Here is a 22,168-nt window from a genome sequence, read left to right as displayed (position 1 = left end):
GCATCATTTCTTGCCGAAATCTACCGTGGGCGGTGCCGTGATTTTTTCTTCATTGGCTACGGTAAAGCTGGGCTTGACCGGATAGCTGAACACCATGGCAGTGAGGTTGGTGGGGAAACTGCGCGCCAGCACGTTGTATTCCTGTATCGATTGGATATAGCGGTTGCGCGCCACTGTGATCCGGTTTTCTGTGCCTTCCAATTGAACTCGCAGATCACGAAAGCCCTGGTTGGCCTGCAGCGTGGGGTAGCGCTCTGAAACCGCCATCAGCCGCGACAAGGCGCCCGACAGTTCGCCTTGCGCTTGTTGAAATTTTCTGAATGCTTCAGGGTCGTTGATGGTTTCCGGAGTGACCTGGATGGAGGTGGCTTTGGCCCGTGCCTCAATGACCCGGGTCAGTGTCTCCTGCTCAAAATCTGCCTGTCCTTTGACGGTGCTGACGATGTTCGGGATCAAATCCGCGCGGCGTTGGTACTGGTTCAACACTTCGCTCCAGGCAGCCTTGGACTGTTCGTCCAGCCGTTGGAAGTCGTTATAACCGCAGCCAGTCAGGGCTAGCACGGTCACCATCAGGGCAAAGAGACGTTTCATGGTTGTGCAGGCGCTGCCCCATGGGTGCGGCGAAATTGCCAGGGTGCAAGCGGATGCAAATTGTGCCGTAAAGCACCGCTTGTCATCGTGTTCCATGGCGCTGTCTTGAAGGATGCAGGTCCATTGCTGCGTGGCTCACACAATGTGAATCGTGGTGCATGGCAAGCAGTGATGGCTGTGGCAACAGTGCCAGAATCGGGCTATGGATGACATTGTTAAACAGGCGTTGGCCAAATGGCCCCATGTGCCCCACTGTTACGGTTGGCTCGGGTTGGATGCGCGTGGCCACTGGCATTTGCGCGACGAGGCCGACCAGGCACGAGGCAGCTTTGTGCAAAGCAAAGGTGCGTTGTTGCAGCATGACAAGTTGATTGAATTCATCGGCCGCAATTACGAGGCGGATGCACAAGGCCAATGGTTTTTTCAAAATGGCCCACAGCGTGTCTATGTTGAACTGGAGTGCGCTCCATGGGTCTGGCGCGTGCAGCCTGACCAGACGTTGCAATCGCACACCGGGCTTCGCGCTACAGCAACAGATTGCCTCCTGGACGAGCTGGGTCGTGTGTACCTGATGACCGATTTGGGCTTGGGATTGGTTCACACTTCGGATGTGCCCGATATTGCTGCCGCAGTGGATCGCGGACAGTGGCAGCCTCTCCATGTGCAAGCCAGCGACCTGCCATTGCGTTACGGGTACGTCCTCAGTCCCGCCGCTGTCCAGTGTGAGATTGGCAAAGTGCTTCGTGTAGAAGCAGCTTCATAAAGCCCTGTCCCACCTATAATTAGGGGTTATTTTCAAGCCCCCCCGATCTTCCCGAGGACGTCATGAGCGCCACATCTCCCAATAAGGCCCACAGCGGCACCACCAAGCCACCAAAGCAGCTGCTGTCTTCTGTGATTTTTGCCTTTGTGCTGCCTATCGCCGTTGTCATCGGTTTGATTGCTTACATGGTGTCGGGTGGCCGGCCATCATCGCATTCAGAAAGTACTGAAAAAGCGGTGGCTGAGCGCATCCAGAAAGTAGGTCTCGTAGAAATTCGTGATGTGAATCGCGCGTTGCGCACAGGCGAAGAAGTTTATAAGGCCCAGTGCTCGGCCTGCCACGCAGCGGGTGTTGCTGGTGCTCCAAAGTTTGGTGATACCGAAGCTTGGGCTCCGCGTATTAAAACGGGTTTTGAGGCGCTGCTTCAGTCGGCACTTAAAGGGAAAAACGCCATGGGTCCGCAAGGTGGTGGCGAGTTCAACGACACCGAAGTCGGTCGTGCTGTGGCTTTTATGGCCAATGCAGCTGGTGCAAAATTTGCCGCACCTGGTCCGTCGGCTGTTGGTGCTGCTCCTGTTGTGACCGCCGAAACACCGCCGCCTGTGGCCGCTGCTGAGCCAGCAGTAAAAACAGTGGCTGCAGTATCTTCTGCCGGTGGCGCTGGCGAGGCGCTGTATAAGCAGGCTTGTCAAGTGTGTCATGCTGCAGGCGTTGCAGGCGCGCCGAAATTTGGCAATAAGGCAGATTGGGCTCCTCGCCTGCAAATGGGTATGGATGCGTTGTTTGCTAGCGCTGTGAAGGGCAAGAATGCCATGCCTCCGCGCGGTAGCTCGAATGCATCGGATGCTGATTTGCGTGCGGCTGTGGAATATATGGCTGCCTCAGCGCAGTAAATCGACGGCCTTTACGTCTTGCGCCGATCTTCAAGGATGCCCTGAACAACTCAAGTTCGAATAGTGCAGTGGCTGCCGTTTTGTTCAGGTATTTTTGTGCTGACAAGGCGGCCAAAGTCCTGCCGTCGCAGATGAAGATTACTCGACTGCGCACCAAGAATACGTGCCTTCGCATGGTGCGCTACGGTGGTTTTGGTCTGCCGTCGTAATGCCTTTGATCATGGGGGGGTTTATGGTGCAGCCTGCGGGATGGATGCAGAAGTTGACGGGATGCGGGGTGATGCGCTCGCCAGTAGCGCTTCGCATCGACTGGTAGAGCGACGTTTTGAGGGGGCAAATCGCGGCCAGAACTGCAAGTGAGAAGGCGACAAGGCGGTTGGCGTATTCCCAGTGGCAAGTCGTCGTTGATCCTGTCATCGTGGCGGTGTGCCACTTTTCATATCCGAATCTAGGGCGGTTCAGTCACTCTAGTTGGTGTGTGATTGTCTGAGTCCATCGCGCAGTTCCTTCCCGATGCTTCCAGGCGTGCGATAATGGCCGAGTTGGTTTGCTATCAAAGCAGCGGCTGTAGCTCAGTGGATAGAGTATTGGCCTCCGAAGCCAAGGGTCGTGGGTTCGATCCCCGCCAGCCGCACCATGTGTTGATGTATAGGTTCAGGCCGTTCATAAGTTAGACGAGAGCCTTGACGCTTGGTAAGCCTTTTGAAATCGCGCTACTCGTGTACTCATTAGGCCGGCTCCGTATCCCATGTAAATCCTGTCTTGGTGGGGGCTGAATCAGCAGGTTCGGCTTTGCGGTTGAGGTTGTTCGTGTGCGGCCTTGGTGCTGAATCATCTCGATATACGCTGGGACTTGCCAGCGGATCGTTGGTGATGTAGCGCTTTGTTTGTTGTTTGAAAATCCTGTATCGCATCAATTTTTATCGGATGGTCTGAGGGTTTCGTTGTAGCGTGTACAATGCCGTCATTCTTTGTGGTTATGAGATGTTCAAAAATACTCTTGGCTACCGAAAATTTAGTGATACAATGTGAGGCTTAGCTGGAGGAGTGCCCGAGTGGCTAAAGGGGGCAGACTGTAAATCTGTTGGCTTACGCCTACGCTGGTTCGAATCCAGCCTCCTCCACCAGTAATAAGCGCAAAGCAAGTTTGGCAAAGCAATTGTTGTGAATGCCATTCAAAAGTGGGTGTCAAGCCTGCTGATGCGGGAGTAGTTTAATGGTAGAACCCTAGCCTTCCAAGCTAATGACGCGGGTTCGATTCCCGTCTCCCGCTCCATGCTTTGGTTAGATTTTGCAAAATTGCGTAAGCAATTTTAAGTTGCCCATGTGGCTCAGTGGTAGAGCACTCCCTTGGTAAGGGAGAGGTCGCGGGTCCGATTCCCGCCATGGGCACCACAAACTCCAAGTGCGTCTGATAAAGATGTGCAAACTCTCTGGTTGTAGACTTTTTTCGGAGTCGGAAAATGGCAAAAGGTAAGTTTGAACGCACCAAGCCCCACGTCAACGTGGGCACGATCGGTCACGTGGACCATGGCAAGACGACGCTGACAGCGGCCATCGCTACAGTGCTGTCCGCCAAGTTCGGCGGCGAAGCCAAGGCTTACGACCAGATCGACGCAGCGCCCGAAGAAAAGGCCCGCGGTATCACAATCAACACCGCCCACGTGGAATACGAAACCGCTGGTCGCCACTACGCCCACGTGGACTGCCCCGGCCACGCCGACTATGTGAAGAACATGATCACCGGCGCTGCCCAGATGGACGGCGCTATTCTGGTGTGCTCGGCCGCTGACGGCCCCATGCCCCAGACCCGTGAGCACATCCTGCTGGCTCGCCAAGTGGGCGTTCCCTACATCATCGTGTTCCTGAACAAGTGCGACATGGTGGACGACGAAGAGCTGCTCGAGCTGGTCGAAATGGAAGTGCGCGAACTCCTTGACAAGTACAACTTCCCTGGCGACGACACCCCGATCATCCGTGGTTCCGCCAAGCTCGCCCTCGAAGGCGACAAGGGCAAGCTCGGCGAAGAAGCCATCATGAAGCTGGCCGAAGCCCTGGACACCTACATCCCCACGCCTGAGCGCGCTGTGGACGGTGCCTTCCTGATGCCCGTGGAAGACGTGTTCTCCATCTCTGGCCGTGGCACTGTGGTGACTGGCCGTATCGAGCGCGGCATCATCAAGGTCGGCGAAGAAATCGAAATCGTCGGTATCAAAGACACCGTCAAGACCACCTGCACCGGCGTGGAAATGTTCCGCAAGCTGCTGGACCAAGGCCAGGCTGGCGACAACGTCGGTCTGCTGCTGCGCGGCACCAAGCGCGAAGACGTCGAGCGTGGCCAAGTGCTGTGCAAGCCCGGCTCCATCAAGCCCCACACCCACTTCACGGCTGAGGTGTATGTGCTGAGCAAGGACGAAGGCGGCCGCCACACTCCTTTCTTCAACAACTACCGTCCCCAGTTCTACTTCCGTACCACCGACGTCACTGGCGCTATCGAGCTGCCTGCCGACAAGGAAATGGTCATGCCGGGCGACAACGTGTCGATCACCGTCAAGTTGATCAACCCCATCGCCATGGAAGAAGGCCTGCGCTTTGCTATCCGTGAAGGTGGTCGTACCGTGGGCGCCGGCGTGGTTGCCAAGATCCTCGCCTAAGTTAGGGTTCAAAGGGGTATAGCTCAATTGGCAGAGCGTCGGTCTCCAAAACCGAAGGTTGTAGGTTCGATTCCTACTGCCCCTGCCATTTAAATATGGCAAAAAACCAAGCCCGCCACAATCTGGCGGGCTTCGGCGTATTGGCGGTGTGTGGGATAGTTATTGCAGGGAAGCCAAAATGGCCACTTCACAGGTTGAAACAGTCAGTACGGGTGCAGATAAGGCCAAGCTTTTCGCAGTAGTTGCACTGGTTGTTATGTCAGTGGCTGCTTTTTATCTTTTGGCTAAGCAAGGCTCTGTAGTTCAGTGGGGGGCCTTGTTGGTTGGATTGGCCGTAGCCGTTGTTGTATTTTTGATCTCTGAGCCTGGGCGTCAATTTTTGGCATTTGCGCGAGATGCGTGGCGCGAGGTTAAAAAAGTAGTTTGGCCCACGCGCAAAGAATCGCTGCAAATGACAGCTTACGTCTTTGCCTTTGTGGTTGTCATGGCGTTGTTCCTCTGGTTCACAGATAAAACCTTGGAATGGGTGTTTTACGACCTCATTTTGGGTTGGAGAAAATAAATGACCGATGCTGTTGAGGTTGGTGGAATCAGCTTTCTTGGTACTGCAACACAAGAAAACATGGATCTGCGTTGGTACATAGTGCATGCTTACTCTGGTATGGAGAAAGCCGTTGAACGGAACATCGCTGAGCGTGTTGCTCGTGCGGGTATGCAGCAGAAGTTTGGTCGCGTCCTTGTTCCCACCGAGGAAGTTGTTGAGATGAAAAACGGCCAGCGTAAGACGACTGAGCGTCGTCTTTTCCCTGGATATGTTTTTGTGGAAATGGTGATGGACGATGAGACTTGGCATCTCGTCAAGCACACTAGCAAGGTGACCGGTTTTGTTGGTGGCGCCAAGAACAAGCCTGCTCCAATTTCTGAAGATGAAGTCCAGAAAATTGTCAGTCAAATGCAAGAAGGAACTGACAAGCCAAGGCACAAAATTGAGTTTATGGTGGGCGAGTTGGTTCGTGTCAAAGAAGGTCCGTTCACCGATTTCAATGGTTCTGTCGAAGATGTGAACTATGAGAAAAATCGTGTGCGTGTTTCCGTCATGATCTTTGGGCGCTCTACGCCTGTCGAGCTTGAGTTTGGTCAAGTCGAGAAAACTTAACGTGTTGTATTTCGTGCTTTTCGACTCGGTGCGAATGTGAGAAATGAGTCGTCAATATCGGGGAGCTTGGCTTTCTAGCAGTTAAGCGCTTTCACCCGTAAGGAGTAAATTATGGCGAAAAAAATCGTCGGCTTCATCAAGCTGCAAGTGCCAGCTGGTAAGGCCAATCCCTCACCACCAATTGGCCCCGCGCTGGGTCAACGTGGCCTCAACATCATGGAGTTCTGCAAGGCGTTCAACGCCCAGACCCAAGGTGTAGAGCCCGGTCTGCCACTGCCCGTGGTGATTACCGCATTTGCTGACAAGAGCTTCACTTTTGTCATCAAGACGCCCCCAGCCACAGTTTTGATCAAAAAAGCCATCAAGCTGGACAAGGGATCGGCTAATCCGTTGAAGATCAAGGTCGGCAAGATTACCCGCGAACAGCTGGAAGAAATCGCCAAGACCAAGATGAAAGACATGAATGCCGCCAGCCTTGACGCTGCCGTGCGTACGATTGCTGGTTCTGCCCGCTCCATGGGCGTGGCTGTGGAGGGCGTGTAAATGGCCAAGCTGACCAAAAAACAAAAAGCCTTGCAAGGTAAGGCTGACAGCACCAAGCTGTATCCCATCGCTGAAGCTCTGGTGATCGTCAAAGAGGCCGCTACAGCCAAGTTTGACGAATCCATCGACGTTGCCGTGCAACTGGGCGTAGATGCTAAAAAATCGGACCAAGTGGTGCGCGGTGCCGTGGTGCTGCCCAATGGTACTGGCAAGACAACCCGTGTTGCCGTGTTTGCCCAAGGTGCCAAGGCAGAAGAAGCCAAGGCTGCTGGTGCTGACATCGTCGGTATGGATGATCTGGCCGCCATGGTCAAGGCCGGCGATATGCCTTTCGACGTGGTGATTGCTGCACCCGACGCTATGCGTGTGGTCGGTACCCTGGGTCAGATTCTGGGTCCACGTGGCCTGATGCCTAACCCTAAGGTTGGTACCGTGACGCCTGATGTCGCCACCGCTGTGAAGAACGCCAAGGCCGGTCAAGTGCAATTCCGCGTTGACAAGGCTGGTATTGTGCATGGCACCATTGGCCGTCGTTCGTTCAGCGACGACAAGTTGCAAGGCAACTTGGCCGCACTGATTGATGCGCTTAACAAGGCTAAGCCTGCTTCCAGCAAGGGTTTGTACCTGCGCAAGGTGGCTGTCTCTTCCACTATGGGCCTGGGTGTCCGCGTGGATACCCAATCCATCGCAGCGTAATTGCGAGAAATCTTTGGGCTATCTGACTAGGTGGCCCGATGTGGTGGGCTGTGGCTTTGTCAAAAAGCTGCAGGCTATCCAAGACCGTTGGTGTGTTTGTCAAAAAACACTTAAATCCTTGAGCCAACGCAGATGGCGATCCCGCTGCAGATGGAAATTTTCCAAAACAGTTGGTCGCTGCAACAAGAGCGTGGGCGAAGGCATTGCGCCCGAACCCCACAATTTAAGGAGTAGACCTTGAGTCTTAATCGCAGTGAGAAAGAAGCGGTCATCAGTGAAGTGACCAGCCTCGCCGCTAAAGCTCAAACGCTGGTGATTGCGGAATACCGTGGCATCACGGTGGCTGACATGACCAAACTGCGCGTCGATGCCCGCAGCAAAGGTGTGACCCTGAATGTTCTGAAGAACACTCTGGCACGCCGTGCTGTGGCTGGCAGCGGTTTTGACGTGTTGGCTGACCAGATGACCGGTCCGCTGATCTATGGCTTCTCTGAAGACGCAGTGGCCGCCGCCAAGGTGGTGGCCGACTTCGCGAAAACCAACGACAAGCTGGTGATTCGCGGTGGTGCGTTTGCAGGCAAGGCCCTGGACGTCAACGGTGTGAAGCAATTGGCCAACATTCCTTCCAAGGAAGTGTTGCTGGCCCAGTTGTGTGGCTTGTTGATGTCGCCTGTGTCCCGCACCGCAGTGGTGTTGGGTGCTTTGGCGGCCAAAAAAGGCGAAGGCGAAGCCGTTGCTGCGTAAGCAACTGGCTGACCAACCCTGTTAACTAATTGTTAGGAAATCAAAATGGCATTCGATAAAGACGCATTTTTGACCGCGCTGGACAGCATGACGGTTCTGGAACTCAATGACCTGGTGAAGGCCATTGAAGAGAAGTTTGGCGTGAGCGCTGCCGCTATGGCCGCTCCTGCTGCTGCTGGTGGCGGTGCTGCTGCTGCTGCTGAAGAGCAAACCGAATTCAACGTGATGCTGCTCGAAGCTGGCGCCAACAAGGTGTCCGTGATCAAGGCTGTGCGTGAAATCACCGGTCTCGGCCTGAAAGAAGCCAAGGACGTGGTTGATGGCGCGCCCAAGGCTGTCAAGGAAGGCCTGTCCAAGGCTGACGCTGAAGCCGCTAAGAAGAAGCTGGAAGAAGCTGGCGCCAAGGCTGAGCTGAAGTAATCAGCGTTTCTTCTTGGGCTGGGGCACTCTTTCAAGGGGCCCCAGCCTTTGGTGCTTATGGCACTCTATTCCAGAGAACACCAGAAAATGGCCGTCCAATCGCCCTTTTCTAGTGTCTTCTGACCAACCCGACAGCAGAAGACGCCTTGGTTCGGGCGATGTGCAATGCATCGCCGTCCGCCATGGTTGGTAGTGGCCAACCGCCAAGCCCGCAGGGTGTGCCGCCCGCGGGTCAGTCGTCGCAGACCCAGGACTCAAGTCTTTGCCCGGAGATCTCATGGCCTATTCCTACACCGAACGCAAGCGAATTCGCAAAAGTTTCGGCAGCCGCGACAGCGTGCTGGAGGTTCCTTATCTGCTGCAAATGCAGAAAGATGCGTATACCGCGTTCCTTCAAGCCGATGTGCCGCCCAAAAAACGCACCCATGAAGGCCTGCAAGCGGCATTCAATGCTGCTTTTCCCATTGTTTCGCACAATGGTTTTGTCGAGATGAAGTTTCTCGAATACAACCTTGCCAAGCCTGCCTTTGATGTGCGCGAATGCCAGACCCGCGGGTTGACTTTTGCCTCTGCTGTGCGCGCCAAGGTGCAGTTGATCATTTACGACCGTGAGTCTTCGACTTCGCAGTCCAAAGTGGTCAAAGAGGTGAAAGAGCAAGAGGTCTACATGGGTGAAGTGCCACTCATGACCGAGAAAGGTTCGTTCATCATCAACGGTACCGAACGTGTGATCGTCTCGCAGCTGCACCGCTCGCCCGGTGTGTTCTTTGAGCACGACAAGGGCAAGACCCACAGTTCGGGCAAGTTGCTGTTCAGCGCCCGCATCATTCCCTACCGTGGTTCCTGGCTCGATTTTGAGTTCGATCCCAAGGACATTCTTTATTTCCGCGTGGACCGCCGTCGCAAGATGCCGGTCACGATTTTGCTCAAGGCCATTGGCCTGAACCCTGAGTCCATCTTGGCGAACTTCTTCGTCAACGACAACTTCCGTCTGATGGACAGCGGTGCGCAAATGGAATTTGTCGCCGAGCGCCTGCGCGGCGAAGTGGCCCGCTTTGACATCACTGACAAAACCGGTAAGGTTGTCGTGGCCAAAGACAAGCGCGTCACTGCCCGCCATACGCGTGAACTGGAACAATCGGGGACCATGCACATCAGCGTGCCCGAAGATTTCCTGATCGGTCGCGTGGTGGCCCGCGCCGTGGTGGATACCGATACCGGCGAAATCCTGGCCAAGGCCAACGAAGAGCTGACGGAAGCACTGCTGAAAAAACTGCGCACCTCTGGTGTGCGGGATTTGCAGTGCATCTACACCAACGAACTCGACCAAGGCGCCTACATCTCGCAGACCCTGCGTATTGATGAAACCGTGGACGAATTCGCCGCCCGCGTCGCCATCTACCGCATGATGCGCCCCGGCGAGCCACCGACCGAAGACGCGGTGCAAGCCCTGTTCCAGCGCCTGTTCTACAACCCCGACACCTACGACCTGTCGCGTGTGGGGCGCATGAAGTTCAATGCCAAGGTGGGCAACGAAGGCTCCACCGGCCCCATGGTGCTGACCAACGAAGACATCCTGGCTGTGGTCAAGATTCTGGTGGACTTGCGCAACGGCAATGGCGAAGTGGACGACATCGACCACTTGGGTAACCGCCGCGTGCGCTGCGTGGGCGAGTTGGCCGAGAACCAGTACCGCACCGGTCTGGCACGGATCGAGAAGGCTGTGAAAGAGCGTCTGGGCCAGGCCGAGCAAGACCCGCTCATGCCGCACGACCTGATCAACTCCAAGCCGATTTCTGCCGCGCTGAAAGAGTTCTTCGGTGCCTCGCAGCTGTCGCAGTTCATGGACCAGACCAATCCGCTGGCCGAAATCACGCACAAGCGCCGCGTTTCGGCCCTGGGCCCGGGTGGTCTGACCCGCGAGCGCGCAGGCTTCGAAGTGCGTGACGTGCACGTGACCCACTATGGCCGCGTCTGCCCTATCGAAACGCCCGAAGGCCCGAACATTGGCCTGATCAACTCGCTGGCTCTGTACGCCCGCCTGAACGAATACGGTTTCATTGAGACACCGTACCGCCGTGTGCAAGACGGCAAGGTGACCAACGAGATTGATTACCTGTCGGCCATTGAAGAAGGCAAATACATCATCGCCCAGGCCAACGCCACGCTAGACGCCGAAGGCCGCCTCACGGGTGAGCTGGTGTCGGCCCGCGAAAAGGGCGAATCGGTGCTGGTGGGCGCAGAGCGTATCCAGTACATGGACGTGTCGCCCGCGCAGATCGTGTCGGTGGCAGCCTCGCTGGTGCCGTTCCTGGAGCACGACGATGCCAACCGCGCGTTGATGGGCGCCAACATGTCGCGCCAGGCCGTACCTGTGCTGCGTCCGGAAAAACCGTTGGTCGGTACCGGTATCGAGCGTGTGGCTGCCGTGGACTCGGGCACTGTGGTCACGGCCAACCGGGGCGGCGTGGTCGATTACGTCGATGCCACCCGCATCGTGATCCGCGTCAACGACGCCGAAGCGGTGGCCGGTGAAGTGGGTGTGGATATCTACAACCTCATCAAGTACCAGCGTTCCAACCAGAACACCAACATCCACCAGCGTCCCATCGTCAAGAAGGGCGACAAGCTGGCCAAGGGTGATGTGATTGCCGACGGCGCCTCCACTGACTTTGGCGAAATCGCCATCGGCCAGAACATGCTGATCGCCTTCATGCCCTGGAACGGCTACAACTTCGAAGACTCGATTTTGATCAGCGAGCGCGTGGTGGCCGAAGACCGCTACACCTCGATCCACATCGAAGAACTCGTGGTGATGGCGCGCGACACCAAGTTGGGCGCTGAAGAAATCACGCGCGACATTCCCAACCTGTCTGAGCAGCAACTCAACCGCCTGGACGAGTCGGGCATCATCTACGTGGGTGCTGAAGTCATGCCCGGCGACACGCTGGTCGGCAAGGTCACGCCCAAGGGTGAGACCACACTCACGCCAGAAGAGAAACTGCTGCGCGCCATCTTTGGCGAAAAAGCCTCCGACGTGAAAGACACCTCGCTGCGCGTGTCGCAAGGCTCGCAGGGCGTGGTGATCGATGTGCAGGTCTTTACCCGCGAAGGCATCCAGCGCGACAAGCGCGCCCAGCAGATCATCGACGATGAACTCAAGCGCTACCGCCTGGACCTGAACGACCAGCTGCGCATCGTGGAAGCCGACGCCTTTGACCGTATCGAAAAGCTGCTGGACGGCAAGATCGCCAATGGCGGCCCGCAAAAGCTGGCCAAGGGCACCAAGATCGACAAAGCCTACCTGGGCGGCGTGGAGAAGTTCCACTGGTTCGATATCCGTCCCGCGGACGAGGCCGTGGCTGCGCAGCTCGAATCCATCAAGAACTCCCTGGAGCAGACCCGCCACAGCTTTGACCTGTCGTTTGAAGAAAAACGCAAGAAGCTGACCCAAGGCGATGAGCTGCCTGCGGGCGTGCTGAAGATGGTCAAGGTGTACCTGGCCGTCAAGCGCCGCCTGCAACCCGGTGACAAGATGGCCGGTCGCCACGGTAACAAGGGTGTGGTCTCCAAGATCGTGCCCGTGGAAGACATGCCGCACATGGCCGACGGCACCCCTGCCGACATCGTGCTCAACCCGCTGGGCGTGCCCTCGCGGATGAACATCGGTCAGGTGCTGGAAGTCCACTTGGGCTGGGCGGGCAAGGGCATTGGCCAGCGCATCGATGAAATGCTGCGCGAGCAGATCAAGGTCGATGAGCTGCGCAAGTTCCTTGAAGAGGTGTACAACTCGCGCGGCCGCACCGAAGACCTGTCGCAGCTGAGCGACGATGAACTGCTGGCCATGGCCGCCAACCTGACGGGCGGTGTGCCTTACGCCACGCCAGTGTTTGATGGCGCCTCCGAGGCCGAGATCAAGGACATGCTCAAGCTGGCCTACCCCGACGACATCGCCGCCAAGAAGGGCCTGACGCCGACCCGCACCCAGGCCTTCCTGTACGACGGTCGCACCGGCGAGCGCTTTGAGCGCCCGACCACGATCGGCTACATGCACTACCTGAAGCTGCACCACTTGGTCGATGACAAGATGCACGCGCGCTCCACCGGCCCGTACTCGCTGGTGACGCAGCAACCTCTGGGTGGTAAGGCCCAGTTCGGTGGCCAGCGTTTCGGGGAAATGGAAGTGTGGGCGCTGGAAGCCTACGGCGCTGCCTACGTGTTGCAGGAAATGCTCACGGTCAAGTCCGACGACGTGGTGGGCCGTACCAAGGTGTACGAGTCCATCGTCAAGGGCGAACACGCCATCGAAGCCGGGATGCCGGAATCGTTCAATGTGCTGGTCAAGGAAATCCGTTCCCTGGGCCTGGACATCGAACTGGAACGCTCCTGAACAGGATAGCGACTATTAAAAAAGTGAGCTGCTCGCGCCCGCCAGTAAAGGCTTTGCGCGTGTTTTTTGCCGCAAAGCGCCTGGAGACGGGCGCAAGCAGCTATGATTTTTGACGAAAAGGAAAGAGTCCTATGAAATCGCTACTCGACCTGTTCAAGCAATTTACGCCCGATGAGCACTTCGATGCCATCCGCATCGGCATGGCCTCGCCCGAGAAGATCCGTTCGTGGTCTTTCGGTGAAGTGAAGAAGCCCGAAACCATCAACTACCGCACGTTCAAGCCCGAGCGCGACGGCCTGTTCTGCGCCAAGATTTTTGGTCCCATCAAGGACTACGAATGCCTGTGCGGCAAGTACAAGCGCCTCAAGCACCGCGGTGTGATCTGCGAAAAGTGCGGCGTCGAAGTGACCCAGACCAAAGTGCGCCGCGAGCGCATGGGCCACATCGATCTGGCTGCGCCTTGCGCCCACATCTGGTTCCTGAAGTCGCTGCCATCGCGCCTGGGTCTGGTGCTGGACATGACGCTGCGCGACATCGAGCGCGTGCTGTACTTTGAAGCCTACGTGGTCACCGACCCCGGCATGACCCCGCTGAAGAAGTTCAGCATCATGTCTGAGGACGACTACGACGCCAAAACCAAAGAGTACGGCGATGAGTTCGTGGCCAAGATGGGCGCCGAAGGTATCAAAGACCTGCTCGAAGCCATCGACATCGACACCGAAATCGAGCGCTTGCGCGGCGACCTGACCGGCTCCGAAGTCAAGGTCAAGAAAAACGCCAAGCGCTTGAAAGTGCTGGAAGCGTTCAAGAAGTCGGGCATCAAGCCCGAGTGGATGGTGCTGGAAGTGCTGCCCGTGCTGCCACCCGACCTGCGCCCGCTGGTGCCGCTGGACGGCGGCCGCTTCGCGACTTCCGACCTGAACGACCTGTACCGCCGCGTCATCAACCGCAACAGCCGTCTGCGCCGTCTGCTGGAGTTGAAGGCCCCGGAAATCATCGCCCGCAACGAAAAGCGGATGCTGCAAGAAGCCGTGGACAGCTTGCTGGACAACGGCCGCCGTGGCAAGGCCATGACCGGTGCCAACAAGCGTGCGCTCAAGTCGCTGGCCGACATGATCAAGGGCAAATCGGGTCGTTTCCGCCAGAACTTGCTGGGCAAGCGCGTGGACTACTCGGGTCGTTCCGTGATTACCGTGGGCCCCACGCTCAAGCTGCACCAGTGCGGTCTGCCCAAGCTGATGGCGCTGGAACTGTTCAAGCCTTTCATCTTCTCGCGCCTGGAAGCCATGGGCATTGCGACGACGATCAAGGCCGCCAAGAAGGAAGTCGAATCCGGCACCCCCGTGGTGTGGGACATCCTGGAAGAGGTCATCAAAGAGCACCCCGTGATGCTGAACCGTGCGCCTACGCTGCACCGGCTGGGTATCCAGGCCTTTGAGCCCATCCTGATCGAAGGCAAGGCCATTCAGCTGCACCCCCTCGTTTGCGCGGCCTTCAACGCCGACTTCGACGGTGACCAGATGGCGGTTCACGTGCCGCTGTCCGTGGAAGCACAAATGGAAGCGCGCACGCTGATGCTGGCCTCCAACAACGTGCTGTTCCCCGCCTCGGGCGAGCCCTCCATTGTTCCTTCGCAAGACGTGGTGCTGGGCCTGTACCACGCCACCCGCGACAAGATCAACGGCAAGGGCGAAGGCCTGGTGTTTGCTGACACGGGCGAAGTGCAACGTGCGCTGGACGCTGGCGAGACAGAGCTGCACGCCCGGATCACGGTGCGCCTGACCGAGTGGACCAAGAACAAGGCCACTGGCGAGTTCGAGCCCGCTACCGCGCTGGTCGAAACCACCGTGGGCCGTGCGCTGCTGTCGGAAATCCTGCCCAAGGGCCTGCCGTTTTCCAACATCAACAAGGCGCTGAAGAAGAAGGAAATCTCCAAGCTCATCAACGTGTCCTTCCGCAAGTGCGGTCTGAAGGAAACCGTGGTGTTCGCCGACAAGCTGCTGCAAAACGGCTTCCGTCTGGCCACGCGCGCGGGCTTCTCCGTGGCGATCGACGACATGCTGGTGCCGACGCAAAAGGTCGAGATCCTGGCCCGCGCCGAAACCGAAGTCAAAGAGATCGAGCAGCAGTACGTCTCCGGTCTGGTGACGTCGGGCGAGCGTTACAACAAGGTGGTGGACATCTGGGGCAAGGCCGGTGACGACGTGTCCAAGGTGATGATGGACCAACTCAAGGTAGAGAAGACCATCGACCGCCATGGCAAGGAAGTCAACCAAGAGTCCTTCAACGCCATCTACATGATGGCCGACTCGGGCGCCCGGGGTTCTGCCGCGCAGATTCGCCAGCTGGCTGGTATGCGTGGCCTGATGGCCAAGCCAGACGGCTCCATCATCGAGACGCCCATCACGGCCAACTTCCGTGAAGGTCTGAACGTGTTGCAGTACTTCATCTCCACCCACGGTGCCCGTAAGGGTCTGGCGGATACGGCGCTGAAGACGGCCAACTCGGGTTACCTGACCCGCCGTCTGGTCGATGTGACGCAAGACCTGGTGGTGACCGAGGAAGATTGCGGCACCTCCAATGGCGCTTTGATGCGCGCTATCGTCGAGGGCGGCGAGGTGATCGAGTCGCTGCGCGAGCGTATCCTGGGCCGCACGGTGGCCGAAGAGGTGCTGCACCCCGAAACCCGCGCTGTGCTGGCACCCGCTGGCCAGATGCTGGAAGAAGACCTGATCGAAGAACTGGAAGCTGCCGGTGTCGATGAGGTGAAGGTGCGCACTGCGCTGACCTGCGAAACCCGCTTTGGCCTGTGTGCCAAGTGCTATGGCCGCGACCTGGGCCGTGGCGGCCTGATCAACCTCGGCGAAGCCGTGGGTGTGATTGCTGCCCAGTCCATCGGCGAGCCCGGTACGCAGCTGACCATGCGCACGTTCCACATCGGTGGTGCCGCGTCCCGTGCTGCCATTGCGTCCAGCGTGGAAGCCAAGTCCAACGGCGTGATCGGCTTCAACGCCACGATGCGCTACGTGACCAACTCCAAGGGCGAGCTGGTGGTGATTTCGCGTTCTGGCGAAATCGTCATTCAGGACGAGCATGGCCGCGAGCGCGAACGCCACAAGGTGCCTTACGGTGCGACCCTAGCGATCAAGGCCGACCAGCAGATCAAGGCTGGCACCATCCTGGCCAACTGGGATCCACTGACGCGCCCGATCATTACCGAGTTCGCTGGCGAGGCGAAGTTCGAGAACGTCGAGGAAGGCCTCACCGTGGCCAAGCAGGTGGACGAGGTCACTGGCTTGTCCACCCTGGTGGTGATCGACCCCAAGCGCCGTGGCTCTACCAAGGTGGTCAAGCCCCAGGTCAAGCTGATCGATGCCAATGGCAACGAAGTGAAGATCCCTGGCACCGACCACTCGGTGACGATTGGCTTCCAGGTGGGCGCGCTGATCCAGGTGCGCGACGGCCAGGACGTGGGCCCCGGCGAAGTGCTGGCCCGTATCCCAATCGAAGGCCAGAAAACCCGCGACATTACCGGCGGTCTGCCGCGCGTGGCCGAGCTGTTCGAAGCCCGCACGCCCAAGGACAAGGGCACGCTGGCAGAAAGCACCGGCACGGTGTCGTTCGGCAAGGAGACCAAGGGCAAGATTCGCTTGCAGATCACCGACCCCGAGGGCAAGGTGTCCGAAGAGCTGGTGCCCAAGGAAAAGAACATCCTGGTGCACGAAGGCCAGGTGGTCAACAAGGGCGAATCGATTGTGGACGGCCCCGCCGATCCGCAAGACATCCTGCGCCTGCTGGGCATCGAAGAGCTGTCGCGCTACATCGTCGATGAAGTGCAGGACGTGTACCGCTTGCAAGGCGTGAAGATCAACGACAAGCACATCGAAGTGATTGTTCGCCAGATGCTGCGCCGCGTGGTGGTGGAGAACACGGGCGATTCGAACTACATCGCCGGTGAACAGGTCGAGCGCTCGGAAATCCTCAACACCAACGATGCGTTGCAGGCCGAGGGCAAGATCCCCGCGACCTACAGCAACTTGTTGCTGGGTATTACCAAGGCTTCGCTGTCCACCGACTCGTTCATCTCTGCGGCATCCTTCCAGGAAACCACCCGCGTGCTGACCGAAGCGGCCATCATGGGCAAGCGCGACGAGCTGCGCGGCCTGAAGGAAAACGTCATTGTGGGCCGCCTGATCCCGGCCGGTACCGGCATGGCCTACCACCAGGCGCGCAAGGTCAAGGACGCCATGGACGACGCCGAGCGCCGCGCCATCGCCGAAGCCGAAGCCGCTGAAATGGCGGGCACGCTGGACGACGCCGACACCGAAGTCGGTACGCACGACGCTGCAGCCGACTAAGCCCCCGGGCTTTTGCCGTGCGCTCCCGGTCTGTCTTTGGGCGGGCCGGGAGCTTTTTTGTGGGCCAGTCCCTCTGAACCCTGCCATGCCACCAGGTGGTGGCGCTGGAAGTTGTGCATGTTGTCTTCCTCCATTTTCTGGACTGTTCTGGCGATCCTGCTGTTTTGGTCCGTAGGGGCCTACAACCGCGTGGTGCGGCTGCGTTCTGCGGCCTTGCAGGCTTTTGGGGCGCTGGACGCGCACTGGGTGCGCATGCTGGCGTTGCTGGGCGAGTGCGATGTGGCCCAAGCCAGTGCGGGCCTGGCGGTGACACCAGCGCACCAGGCATTGCAGGCGGCCACCACCGGGTTTGGTGCCACCTTGGCCGTGGCCCGTGCCCGGCCCTTGCAGGCCGATGCGGCGGCAGCCTTGGTCAGTGCCCACGAAGCATTGGAGCTGGCCTGGCAAGGTTGGGTGGCGCAGGCCCAGGGTACGCAGGAGCGATCTCCCTGGGAGGCCCGCTGGGCACAGCACGGGCAGCAAAATGCCCTGGCACGGCAGCAATTCAATGATGCCGTGGCGAATTACAACGCCGCGATTGCGCAGTTTCCGGCACAGGTACTGGCGTGGCTGTTTGGCTTCCAGCCAGCGAAAGCACTATGACAAAAAACCAAATCTCCCGGCCTGCACCGCAGCGCCGTTCACCGGCACCGGCTGCACCGGCCTCAACCCCTGGCGATCAGCGCAGCCACAGCGTTGCCTTGTCGCGCCAGTTGCACAGCGTGGCGCGGGCTTTGCACGACATTCGCGCGGGCCGCTCGGGCACGGCGGTGCTGGAGACCGTGCCGCCACTGCTGCGCCCGGGCGTGCAGGCGCTGCTGTTCCAGGTGCTGCGCACGCTGGGCCGTGCCGAGGCGCTGCGCCGCCAGCTGGCACCGCGCACGCCGCCGCCAGCCGTCGATGCGCTGTTGTGCGTGGCGCTGGCCTTGCTGTGCGGCGATGCCGACGATTTGCCCTACGAACCCTTCACCCTGGTCAACCAGGCCATAGAAGCGGCCAAGACCGATAGCGCCACCCGCGCCCAGGCCGCTTTTTTGAACGCCTGCCTGCGCCGCTTCCTGCGCGAACGCGATGCCTTGCTGCAAGCGACGCAGCAAGATCCGCAAGCCCAGTGGAACCACCCGCGCTGGTGGGTTGAACGGCTGCGCAAAGACCACCCCACGCAATGGCAACAGATTCTGCGGGCCAACAATGCGCAGGCACCCATGGTGCTCAGAATAAATCAACAAAAAACGACGCTAGACCAATACCAGAGCGCGCTAGCAGCTATCAATATAAAAGCAAATCCGGTGGGTGCGGTGGGGTTGGTATTGCAACGCGCCGTACCGGTGCAGCAGCTGCCTGGTTTTGCGGAAGGCTGGGTGTCGGTGCAGGACGCGGCAGCGCAAATGGCCGCGCCCTTGCTGCTGTCGGGACTGGATTTGGCGCAGCCCCTGCGCGTGCTGGACGCCTGCGCCGCCCCTGGCGGCAAAACCGCGCACCTGCTCGAATATGCGGGCCCGGCGGCGGCACTACAGGTGACAGCACTGGACATTGACCCCGCCCGCTGCGAGCGCATCCATGAGACCTTGCAGCGCCTGGGTCTGCGCGCACAGGTGCTGGCCGCCGATGCGGGCCGCCCACAAGACTGGTGGCAGCAAGACTGCGGTGGCCAGCTGTTTGACGCCATCTTGCTGGATGCGCCCTGCACCGCCTCGGGGATCGTGCGCCGCCACCCCGACGTGCGCTGGCTGCGCCGCGAGAGCGACATCGCCCAGCTGGCGCACATACAGGCGCGCCTGCTGGAAACCCTCTGGCCCCTGCTGCAACCCGGTGGGCGCCTGCTGTATTGCACCTGCTCGGTATTCCGGGCCGAAGGCGATGGCCAGGTGCAAGCGTTTCTTGCGCACCACAGCAATGCACGCTTGCTGCCTTCGCCCGGGCATTTATTGCCGGGCATGGGCGACAAGGGCAGCCCCGTCCCGGACAATCTGCACGGTGAGCATGACGGATTCTTTTACGCCCTGTTGCAAAAGGCACCTGCCTGACGCCAGCCGCAGCGCCCCCCGATGGGTGGCGCTGCTGGCAGTGCTGTGGCTGTGGTGTGCCATGGCGCTGCCTGCGCTGGTACATGCCCAGCCGGCTACGGCCATCTCCGAGTTGCGCGTGGAGCGCACCGACGAGGGTCTGTTCCTGAGCGCAGCGCTGCAACTGGAGCTGCCTGCGCTGGTCGAGGACGCCTTGTACCAAGGCATTCCGGTGTTTTTCGTGGCCGAAGCCGAGGTGCTGCGCGAGCGCTGGTACTGGTCGGCACAGCGCGTGGCCCGCAGTGCGCGCTACATGCGCCTGAGCTACCAGCCTTTGACGCGGCGCTGGCGCCTGGCCGTGTCTGCCAACCCCATCGACAGCAGTGGCCTGGGCGTGGTGCTGGGGCAAAACTACGACGGCCTGGAAGAAGCGCTGCTGGCCATGCAGCGCATTGCCCAATGGAAAATCGCCGAGTCACCCGCCATCGAACCGGGTGAGCGCTACAGCGTTCACCTGCGGTTCAGCCTCGACACTTCGCAACTGCCCCGGCCCTTGCAGATTGGCGCCCTGGGCCGCTCGGGGTCAGGGTGGAACATTTCCATGGCGCGCAGCCTGCGCCTGACGATGGAGAGCGCCAAATGAATGCCAGCCCGGCCTCCCAAGTTGCGGGCAAATCACGTGCCGTGCGCTGGGCGCTGGGCGTGGGGGTGTCGGTCATGGCAGCCATCGGGCTGGTGCTGCTGTTTTTGCTGACGCTGGCGACCAACAACCGCGCCCTCTACGAACGCAATTACGCCTGGCTGTTTGGTACCAATGTGGTCGTGGCGGTGCTGCTGCTGGCGCTCTTGGTGTGGGTGGCCGTGCGCCTGGTGGCGCGGCTGCGGCGCGGGCGCTTTGGCAGTCGCCTGCTGGTCAAGCTGGCGGCCATTTTTGCGCTGGTAGGGCTGGCGCCGGGGCTGCTGATTTACGTGGTGTCCTACCAGTTTGTGTCCCGCTCCATTGAAAGCTGGTTTGACGTCAAGGTCGAAGGCGCCCTGACGGCTGGTGTCAGCCTGGCCCGCGCCACTCTGGAGACCCAGGCGAGCGAGACAGCGGCGCGCACCCGCAGCGCCAGCGCCCAGCTGGCCCAGGTGCCCGCTGCGGGCGCCGGGCTGGCCCTGGAACGCATCCGCGATCAGCTGGGCGCTACCGATGTGGTGCTCTGGAGCGCCTCGGGCCAGCTGCTGGCCAGCGCCGGGCCATCCAGCTTTCAGCTGCACCCTGAGCGGCCCTCGGCACAGCAATTGCGTCTGGTGCGTGAGCAGCGTGCCATGGCCCAGGTGGAGGGGCTGGACGATCTGCCCGGGCCAGCGGCTACCCAGGATGCACGCGTCAAAGCCATTGCCTTGGTGTCCAGCACCAGCGTCGGCTTGCTGGTAGAGCCGCGCTTTTTGCAAGTCACCGTGCCCTTGCCGCCAGTGCTGGTGGCCAACGCCATCGCCGTGCAGGAGGCCAACCGCGAATACCAAGAGCGCGCCCTGGCCCGTGATGGCCTGCGGCGCATGTACATCGGCACGCTCACGCTGAGCCTGTTTCTGGCCGTGATTGCGGCGGTGCTGTTGGCCATCTTGCTGGGCAACCAGCTGGCACGGCCCCTGCTGGTGCTGGCCGAAGGTGTGCGCGAGGTGGCGCAGGGCAACTTGAGCCCCAAAGCCGTACTGGAGGGCAAGGATGAGCTGGACGGACTGACTCGCTCTTTTGCCCTCATGACCCAGCAACTGGCCGATGCCCGTGAAACCGCACAAGACAGCATGGGCGCGCTGGATGAAGCGCGCGCCCGCCTGCAAACCATCCTCGACAACCTGACGGCAGGCGTCATCGTGCTCGATGCACAGGGCCTGATCCGCTCGTGCAACCCCAGCGCCACACGCATCTTGCGCGCCCCCTTGGCCGTGTGCGTAGGCCGTCCGTTGGCACAGGTGCCGGGGCTGGAGCAGTTTGCGTCAGCGGTGCAGCGCCAGTTCGATGATTTTCTGGCGCACCGTGGTTCGCACGGCCCCGACCATTGGGAGCATGCGTTTGAGTTGCACGCCTCGCCCAGCGGTGCGGCGCACCATGCCACCAGCCTGGTGGCCCGGGGCGCCGAGCTGCCCGACGCCACGCACCTGCTGGTGTTTGACGACATTTCCGACATCGTCTCGGCCCAGCGCGTGCAGGCCTGGGGCGAAGTGGCCCGCCGCCTGGCGCACGAAATCAAAAACCCCCTCACGCCCATACAGCTGTCAGCGGAGCGGCTGGAGATGAAGCTCTCGGGCAAGTTGCCCGCCACCGAGCAGGCGCTGTTGACCAAATCGGTCAAAACCATCGTCCAGCAGGTCGATGCCATGCAGCGCCTGGTCAATGAGTTCCGCGACTACGCCCGCCTGCCCGCTGCCGAGTTGCAGCCGCTGGACTTGAACGCCCTCATCCACGATGTGCTGCACCTGTACGAGTCTGACCGCGCCCGGGTGGCGGTGCGCGCCGAGCTTGACCCGCGCTGCCCGGCCATTGCGGGCGATGCGCAGCAACTGCGCCAGGTGGTGCACAACCTGTTGCAAAACGCCCAGGACGCCACTGAGCAGGCCGGTGCAGACGCCGACGGCGCGTTGCCCGCCGTGTGCATCAGCACCCACTGGAGCGAGGCCAGCCGCCGCGTACGCCTGCGTGTGAGTGACAGTGGCAGCGGCTTTCCTGCCCACATCCTGCAACGTGCTTTTGAGCCCTACGTCACCACCAAGGTGCGCGGCACCGGCCTGGGGCTGGCGGTGGTCAAGAAAATTGCCGATGAGCATGGCGCCCGCATTGAGTTGGCCAACCGGCTTGAGGATGGCGTAGTGCGGGGCGCACAAGTGTCGCTATCATTCGCCCCTGAGCACGCAGTGGCGTCGTGACAACA

At 59.8% G+C, this 22,168-nt stretch carries 16 protein-coding genes and 5 tRNA genes; 20 read left to right on the top strand and 1 reads right to left on the bottom strand.

The annotated features are described in order from the left end of the window. Positions 1 to 3: 3 nt before the first annotated feature. Positions 4 to 591, bottom strand: coding sequence for a LemA family protein (locus EV674_RS00785; protein WP_119014657.1), 588 nt, complete (start codon positions 589 to 591; stop codon positions 4 to 6). 202 nt (positions 592 to 793) lie between these two features. Between EV674_RS00785 and EV674_RS00780 the strand changes: the two genes are divergently transcribed. From EV674_RS00780 to EV674_RS00685, 20 genes are all read left to right on the top strand, one after another. Continuing rightward, positions 794 to 1,354 carry a DUF2946 family protein gene (locus tag EV674_RS00780; protein ID WP_119014656.1) on the top strand — a complete coding sequence of 187 codons (561 nt, stop codon included), beginning with the start codon at positions 794 to 796 and terminating at the stop codon, positions 1,352 to 1,354. Positions 1,355 to 1,416: 62 nt separating this feature from the next. Next, the gene (locus tag EV674_RS00775) at positions 1,417 to 2,247 is read left to right on the top strand and encodes a c-type cytochrome (RefSeq protein ID WP_119014655.1); all 831 of its coding nucleotides are present in this window, start codon (positions 1,417 to 1,419) and stop codon (positions 2,245 to 2,247) included. A gap of 561 nt (positions 2,248 to 2,808) precedes the next feature. Further along, positions 2,809 to 2,884, top strand: a tRNA-Arg gene (locus tag EV674_RS00770). A gap of 404 nt (positions 2,885 to 3,288) precedes the next feature. Next, positions 3,289 to 3,374, top strand: a tRNA-Tyr gene (locus tag EV674_RS00765). A gap of 75 nt (positions 3,375 to 3,449) precedes the next feature. Then, positions 3,450 to 3,523 (top strand) — tRNA-Gly (locus EV674_RS00760). Positions 3,524 to 3,567: 44 nt separating this feature from the next. Beyond that, positions 3,568 to 3,642 (top strand) — tRNA-Thr (locus EV674_RS00755). 68 nt (positions 3,643 to 3,710) lie between these two features. After that, positions 3,711 to 4,901, top strand: coding sequence for an elongation factor Tu (tuf, locus tag EV674_RS00750; RefSeq protein ID WP_132750334.1), 1,191 nt, complete (start codon positions 3,711 to 3,713; stop codon positions 4,899 to 4,901). A 12-nt stretch (positions 4,902 to 4,913) separates the two neighbouring features. Beyond that, positions 4,914 to 4,989: transfer RNA gene (locus EV674_RS00745), tRNA-Trp, on the top strand. Positions 4,990 to 5,079: 90 nt separating this feature from the next. Then, a complete protein-coding gene (gene secE / locus EV674_RS00740) occupies positions 5,080 to 5,463 on the top strand; it encodes a preprotein translocase subunit SecE (RefSeq protein WP_119012444.1) in 384 nt (127 codons plus the stop codon). Then, on the top strand, positions 5,464 to 6,057 hold the full coding sequence (gene nusG, locus EV674_RS00735) for a transcription termination/antitermination protein NusG (RefSeq protein ID WP_374761667.1): 594 nt from the start codon (positions 5,464 to 5,466) through the stop codon (positions 6,055 to 6,057). Between the two features lie 111 nt (positions 6,058 to 6,168). Then, positions 6,169 to 6,600, top strand: coding sequence for a 50S ribosomal protein L11 (gene rplK, locus EV674_RS00730; RefSeq protein WP_119012443.1), 432 nt, complete (start codon positions 6,169 to 6,171; stop codon positions 6,598 to 6,600). Next, entirely contained in the window at positions 6,601 to 7,296 is a 696-nt protein-coding gene (rplA, locus tag EV674_RS00725; RefSeq protein ID WP_119012442.1) for a 50S ribosomal protein L1, read from the top strand. A 237-nt stretch (positions 7,297 to 7,533) separates the two neighbouring features. Next, positions 7,534 to 8,040 carry a 50S ribosomal protein L10 gene (rplJ, locus tag EV674_RS00720; RefSeq protein WP_119012441.1) on the top strand — a complete coding sequence of 169 codons (507 nt, stop codon included), beginning with the start codon at positions 7,534 to 7,536 and terminating at the stop codon, positions 8,038 to 8,040. Positions 8,041 to 8,085: 45 nt separating this feature from the next. Then, on the top strand, positions 8,086 to 8,460 hold the full coding sequence (gene rplL, locus EV674_RS00715; RefSeq protein WP_119012440.1) for a 50S ribosomal protein L7/L12: 375 nt from the start codon (positions 8,086 to 8,088) through the stop codon (positions 8,458 to 8,460). 277 nt (positions 8,461 to 8,737) lie between these two features. Beyond that, complete coding sequence (gene rpoB, locus EV674_RS00710) at positions 8,738 to 12,850, top strand: DNA-directed RNA polymerase subunit beta (protein WP_119012439.1); 4,113 nt, start codon at positions 8,738 to 8,740, stop codon at positions 12,848 to 12,850. Between the two features lie 131 nt (positions 12,851 to 12,981). After that, a complete protein-coding gene (rpoC, locus tag EV674_RS00705; protein ID WP_119012438.1) occupies positions 12,982 to 17,208 on the top strand; it encodes a DNA-directed RNA polymerase subunit beta' in 4,227 nt (1,408 codons plus the stop codon). 117 nt (positions 17,209 to 17,325) lie between these two features. Further along, positions 17,326 to 17,850, top strand: coding sequence for a LemA family protein (locus EV674_RS00700; protein ID WP_119012437.1), 525 nt, complete (start codon positions 17,326 to 17,328; stop codon positions 17,848 to 17,850). Beyond that, a complete protein-coding gene (gene rsmB / locus EV674_RS00695; RefSeq protein WP_119012436.1) occupies positions 17,847 to 19,274 on the top strand; it encodes a 16S rRNA (cytosine(967)-C(5))-methyltransferase RsmB in 1,428 nt (475 codons plus the stop codon). Before EV674_RS00700 ends, rsmB begins: the two co-directional genes overlap by 4 nt. Beyond that, complete coding sequence (locus EV674_RS00690; RefSeq protein WP_119012435.1) at positions 19,231 to 19,896, top strand: DUF4390 domain-containing protein; 666 nt, start codon at positions 19,231 to 19,233, stop codon at positions 19,894 to 19,896. Before rsmB ends, EV674_RS00690 begins: the two co-directional genes overlap by 44 nt. Continuing rightward, complete coding sequence (locus EV674_RS00685; protein WP_206613231.1) at positions 19,893 to 22,163, top strand: sensor histidine kinase; 2,271 nt, start codon at positions 19,893 to 19,895, stop codon at positions 22,161 to 22,163. The genes EV674_RS00690 and EV674_RS00685 overlap by 4 nt, the downstream gene beginning before the upstream one ends. The last annotated feature ends 5 nt before the right edge of the window (positions 22,164 to 22,168 follow it).

This window comes from Simplicispira metamorpha, assembly GCF_004341365.1.
GTDB lineage: Bacteria > Pseudomonadota > Gammaproteobacteria > Burkholderiales > Burkholderiaceae_C > Simplicispira > Simplicispira metamorpha.
The sequence above is the reverse complement of the archived record's forward strand: the minus strand, read 5'-3'. Positions and strand labels throughout refer to the sequence as shown.

Coding starts and splice junctions, on each gene's coding strand:
- rplK (WP_119012443.1), top strand. CDS start 6,169: ATGGCGAAAAAAATCGTCGGCTTCATCAAGCTGCAAGTGCCAGCTGGT.
- EV674_RS00780 (WP_119014656.1), top strand. CDS start 794: ATGGATGACATTGTTAAACAGGCGTTGGCCAAATGGCCCCATGTGCCC.
- EV674_RS00775 (WP_119014655.1), top strand. CDS start 1,417: ATGAGCGCCACATCTCCCAATAAGGCCCACAGCGGCACCACCAAGCCA.
- EV674_RS00690 (WP_119012435.1), top strand. CDS start 19,231: ATGACGGATTCTTTTACGCCCTGTTGCAAAAGGCACCTGCCTGACGCC.
- EV674_RS00785 (WP_119014657.1), bottom strand. CDS start 591: ATGAAACGTCTCTTTGCCCTGATGGTGACCGTGCTAGCCCTGACTGGC.
- rplA (WP_119012442.1), top strand. CDS start 6,601: ATGGCCAAGCTGACCAAAAAACAAAAAGCCTTGCAAGGTAAGGCTGAC.
- EV674_RS00685 (WP_206613231.1), top strand. CDS start 19,893: ATGAATGCCAGCCCGGCCTCCCAAGTTGCGGGCAAATCACGTGCCGTG.
- rsmB (WP_119012436.1), top strand. CDS start 17,847: ATGACAAAAAACCAAATCTCCCGGCCTGCACCGCAGCGCCGTTCACCG.
- nusG (WP_374761667.1), top strand. CDS start 5,464: ATGACCGATGCTGTTGAGGTTGGTGGAATCAGCTTTCTTGGTACTGCA.
- rplL (WP_119012440.1), top strand. CDS start 8,086: ATGGCATTCGATAAAGACGCATTTTTGACCGCGCTGGACAGCATGACG.
- EV674_RS00700 (WP_119012437.1), top strand. CDS start 17,326: ATGTTGTCTTCCTCCATTTTCTGGACTGTTCTGGCGATCCTGCTGTTT.
- rpoB (WP_119012439.1), top strand. CDS start 8,738: ATGGCCTATTCCTACACCGAACGCAAGCGAATTCGCAAAAGTTTCGGC.
- tuf (WP_132750334.1), top strand. CDS start 3,711: ATGGCAAAAGGTAAGTTTGAACGCACCAAGCCCCACGTCAACGTGGGC.
- rpoC (WP_119012438.1), top strand. CDS start 12,982: ATGAAATCGCTACTCGACCTGTTCAAGCAATTTACGCCCGATGAGCAC.
- secE (WP_119012444.1), top strand. CDS start 5,080: ATGGCCACTTCACAGGTTGAAACAGTCAGTACGGGTGCAGATAAGGCC.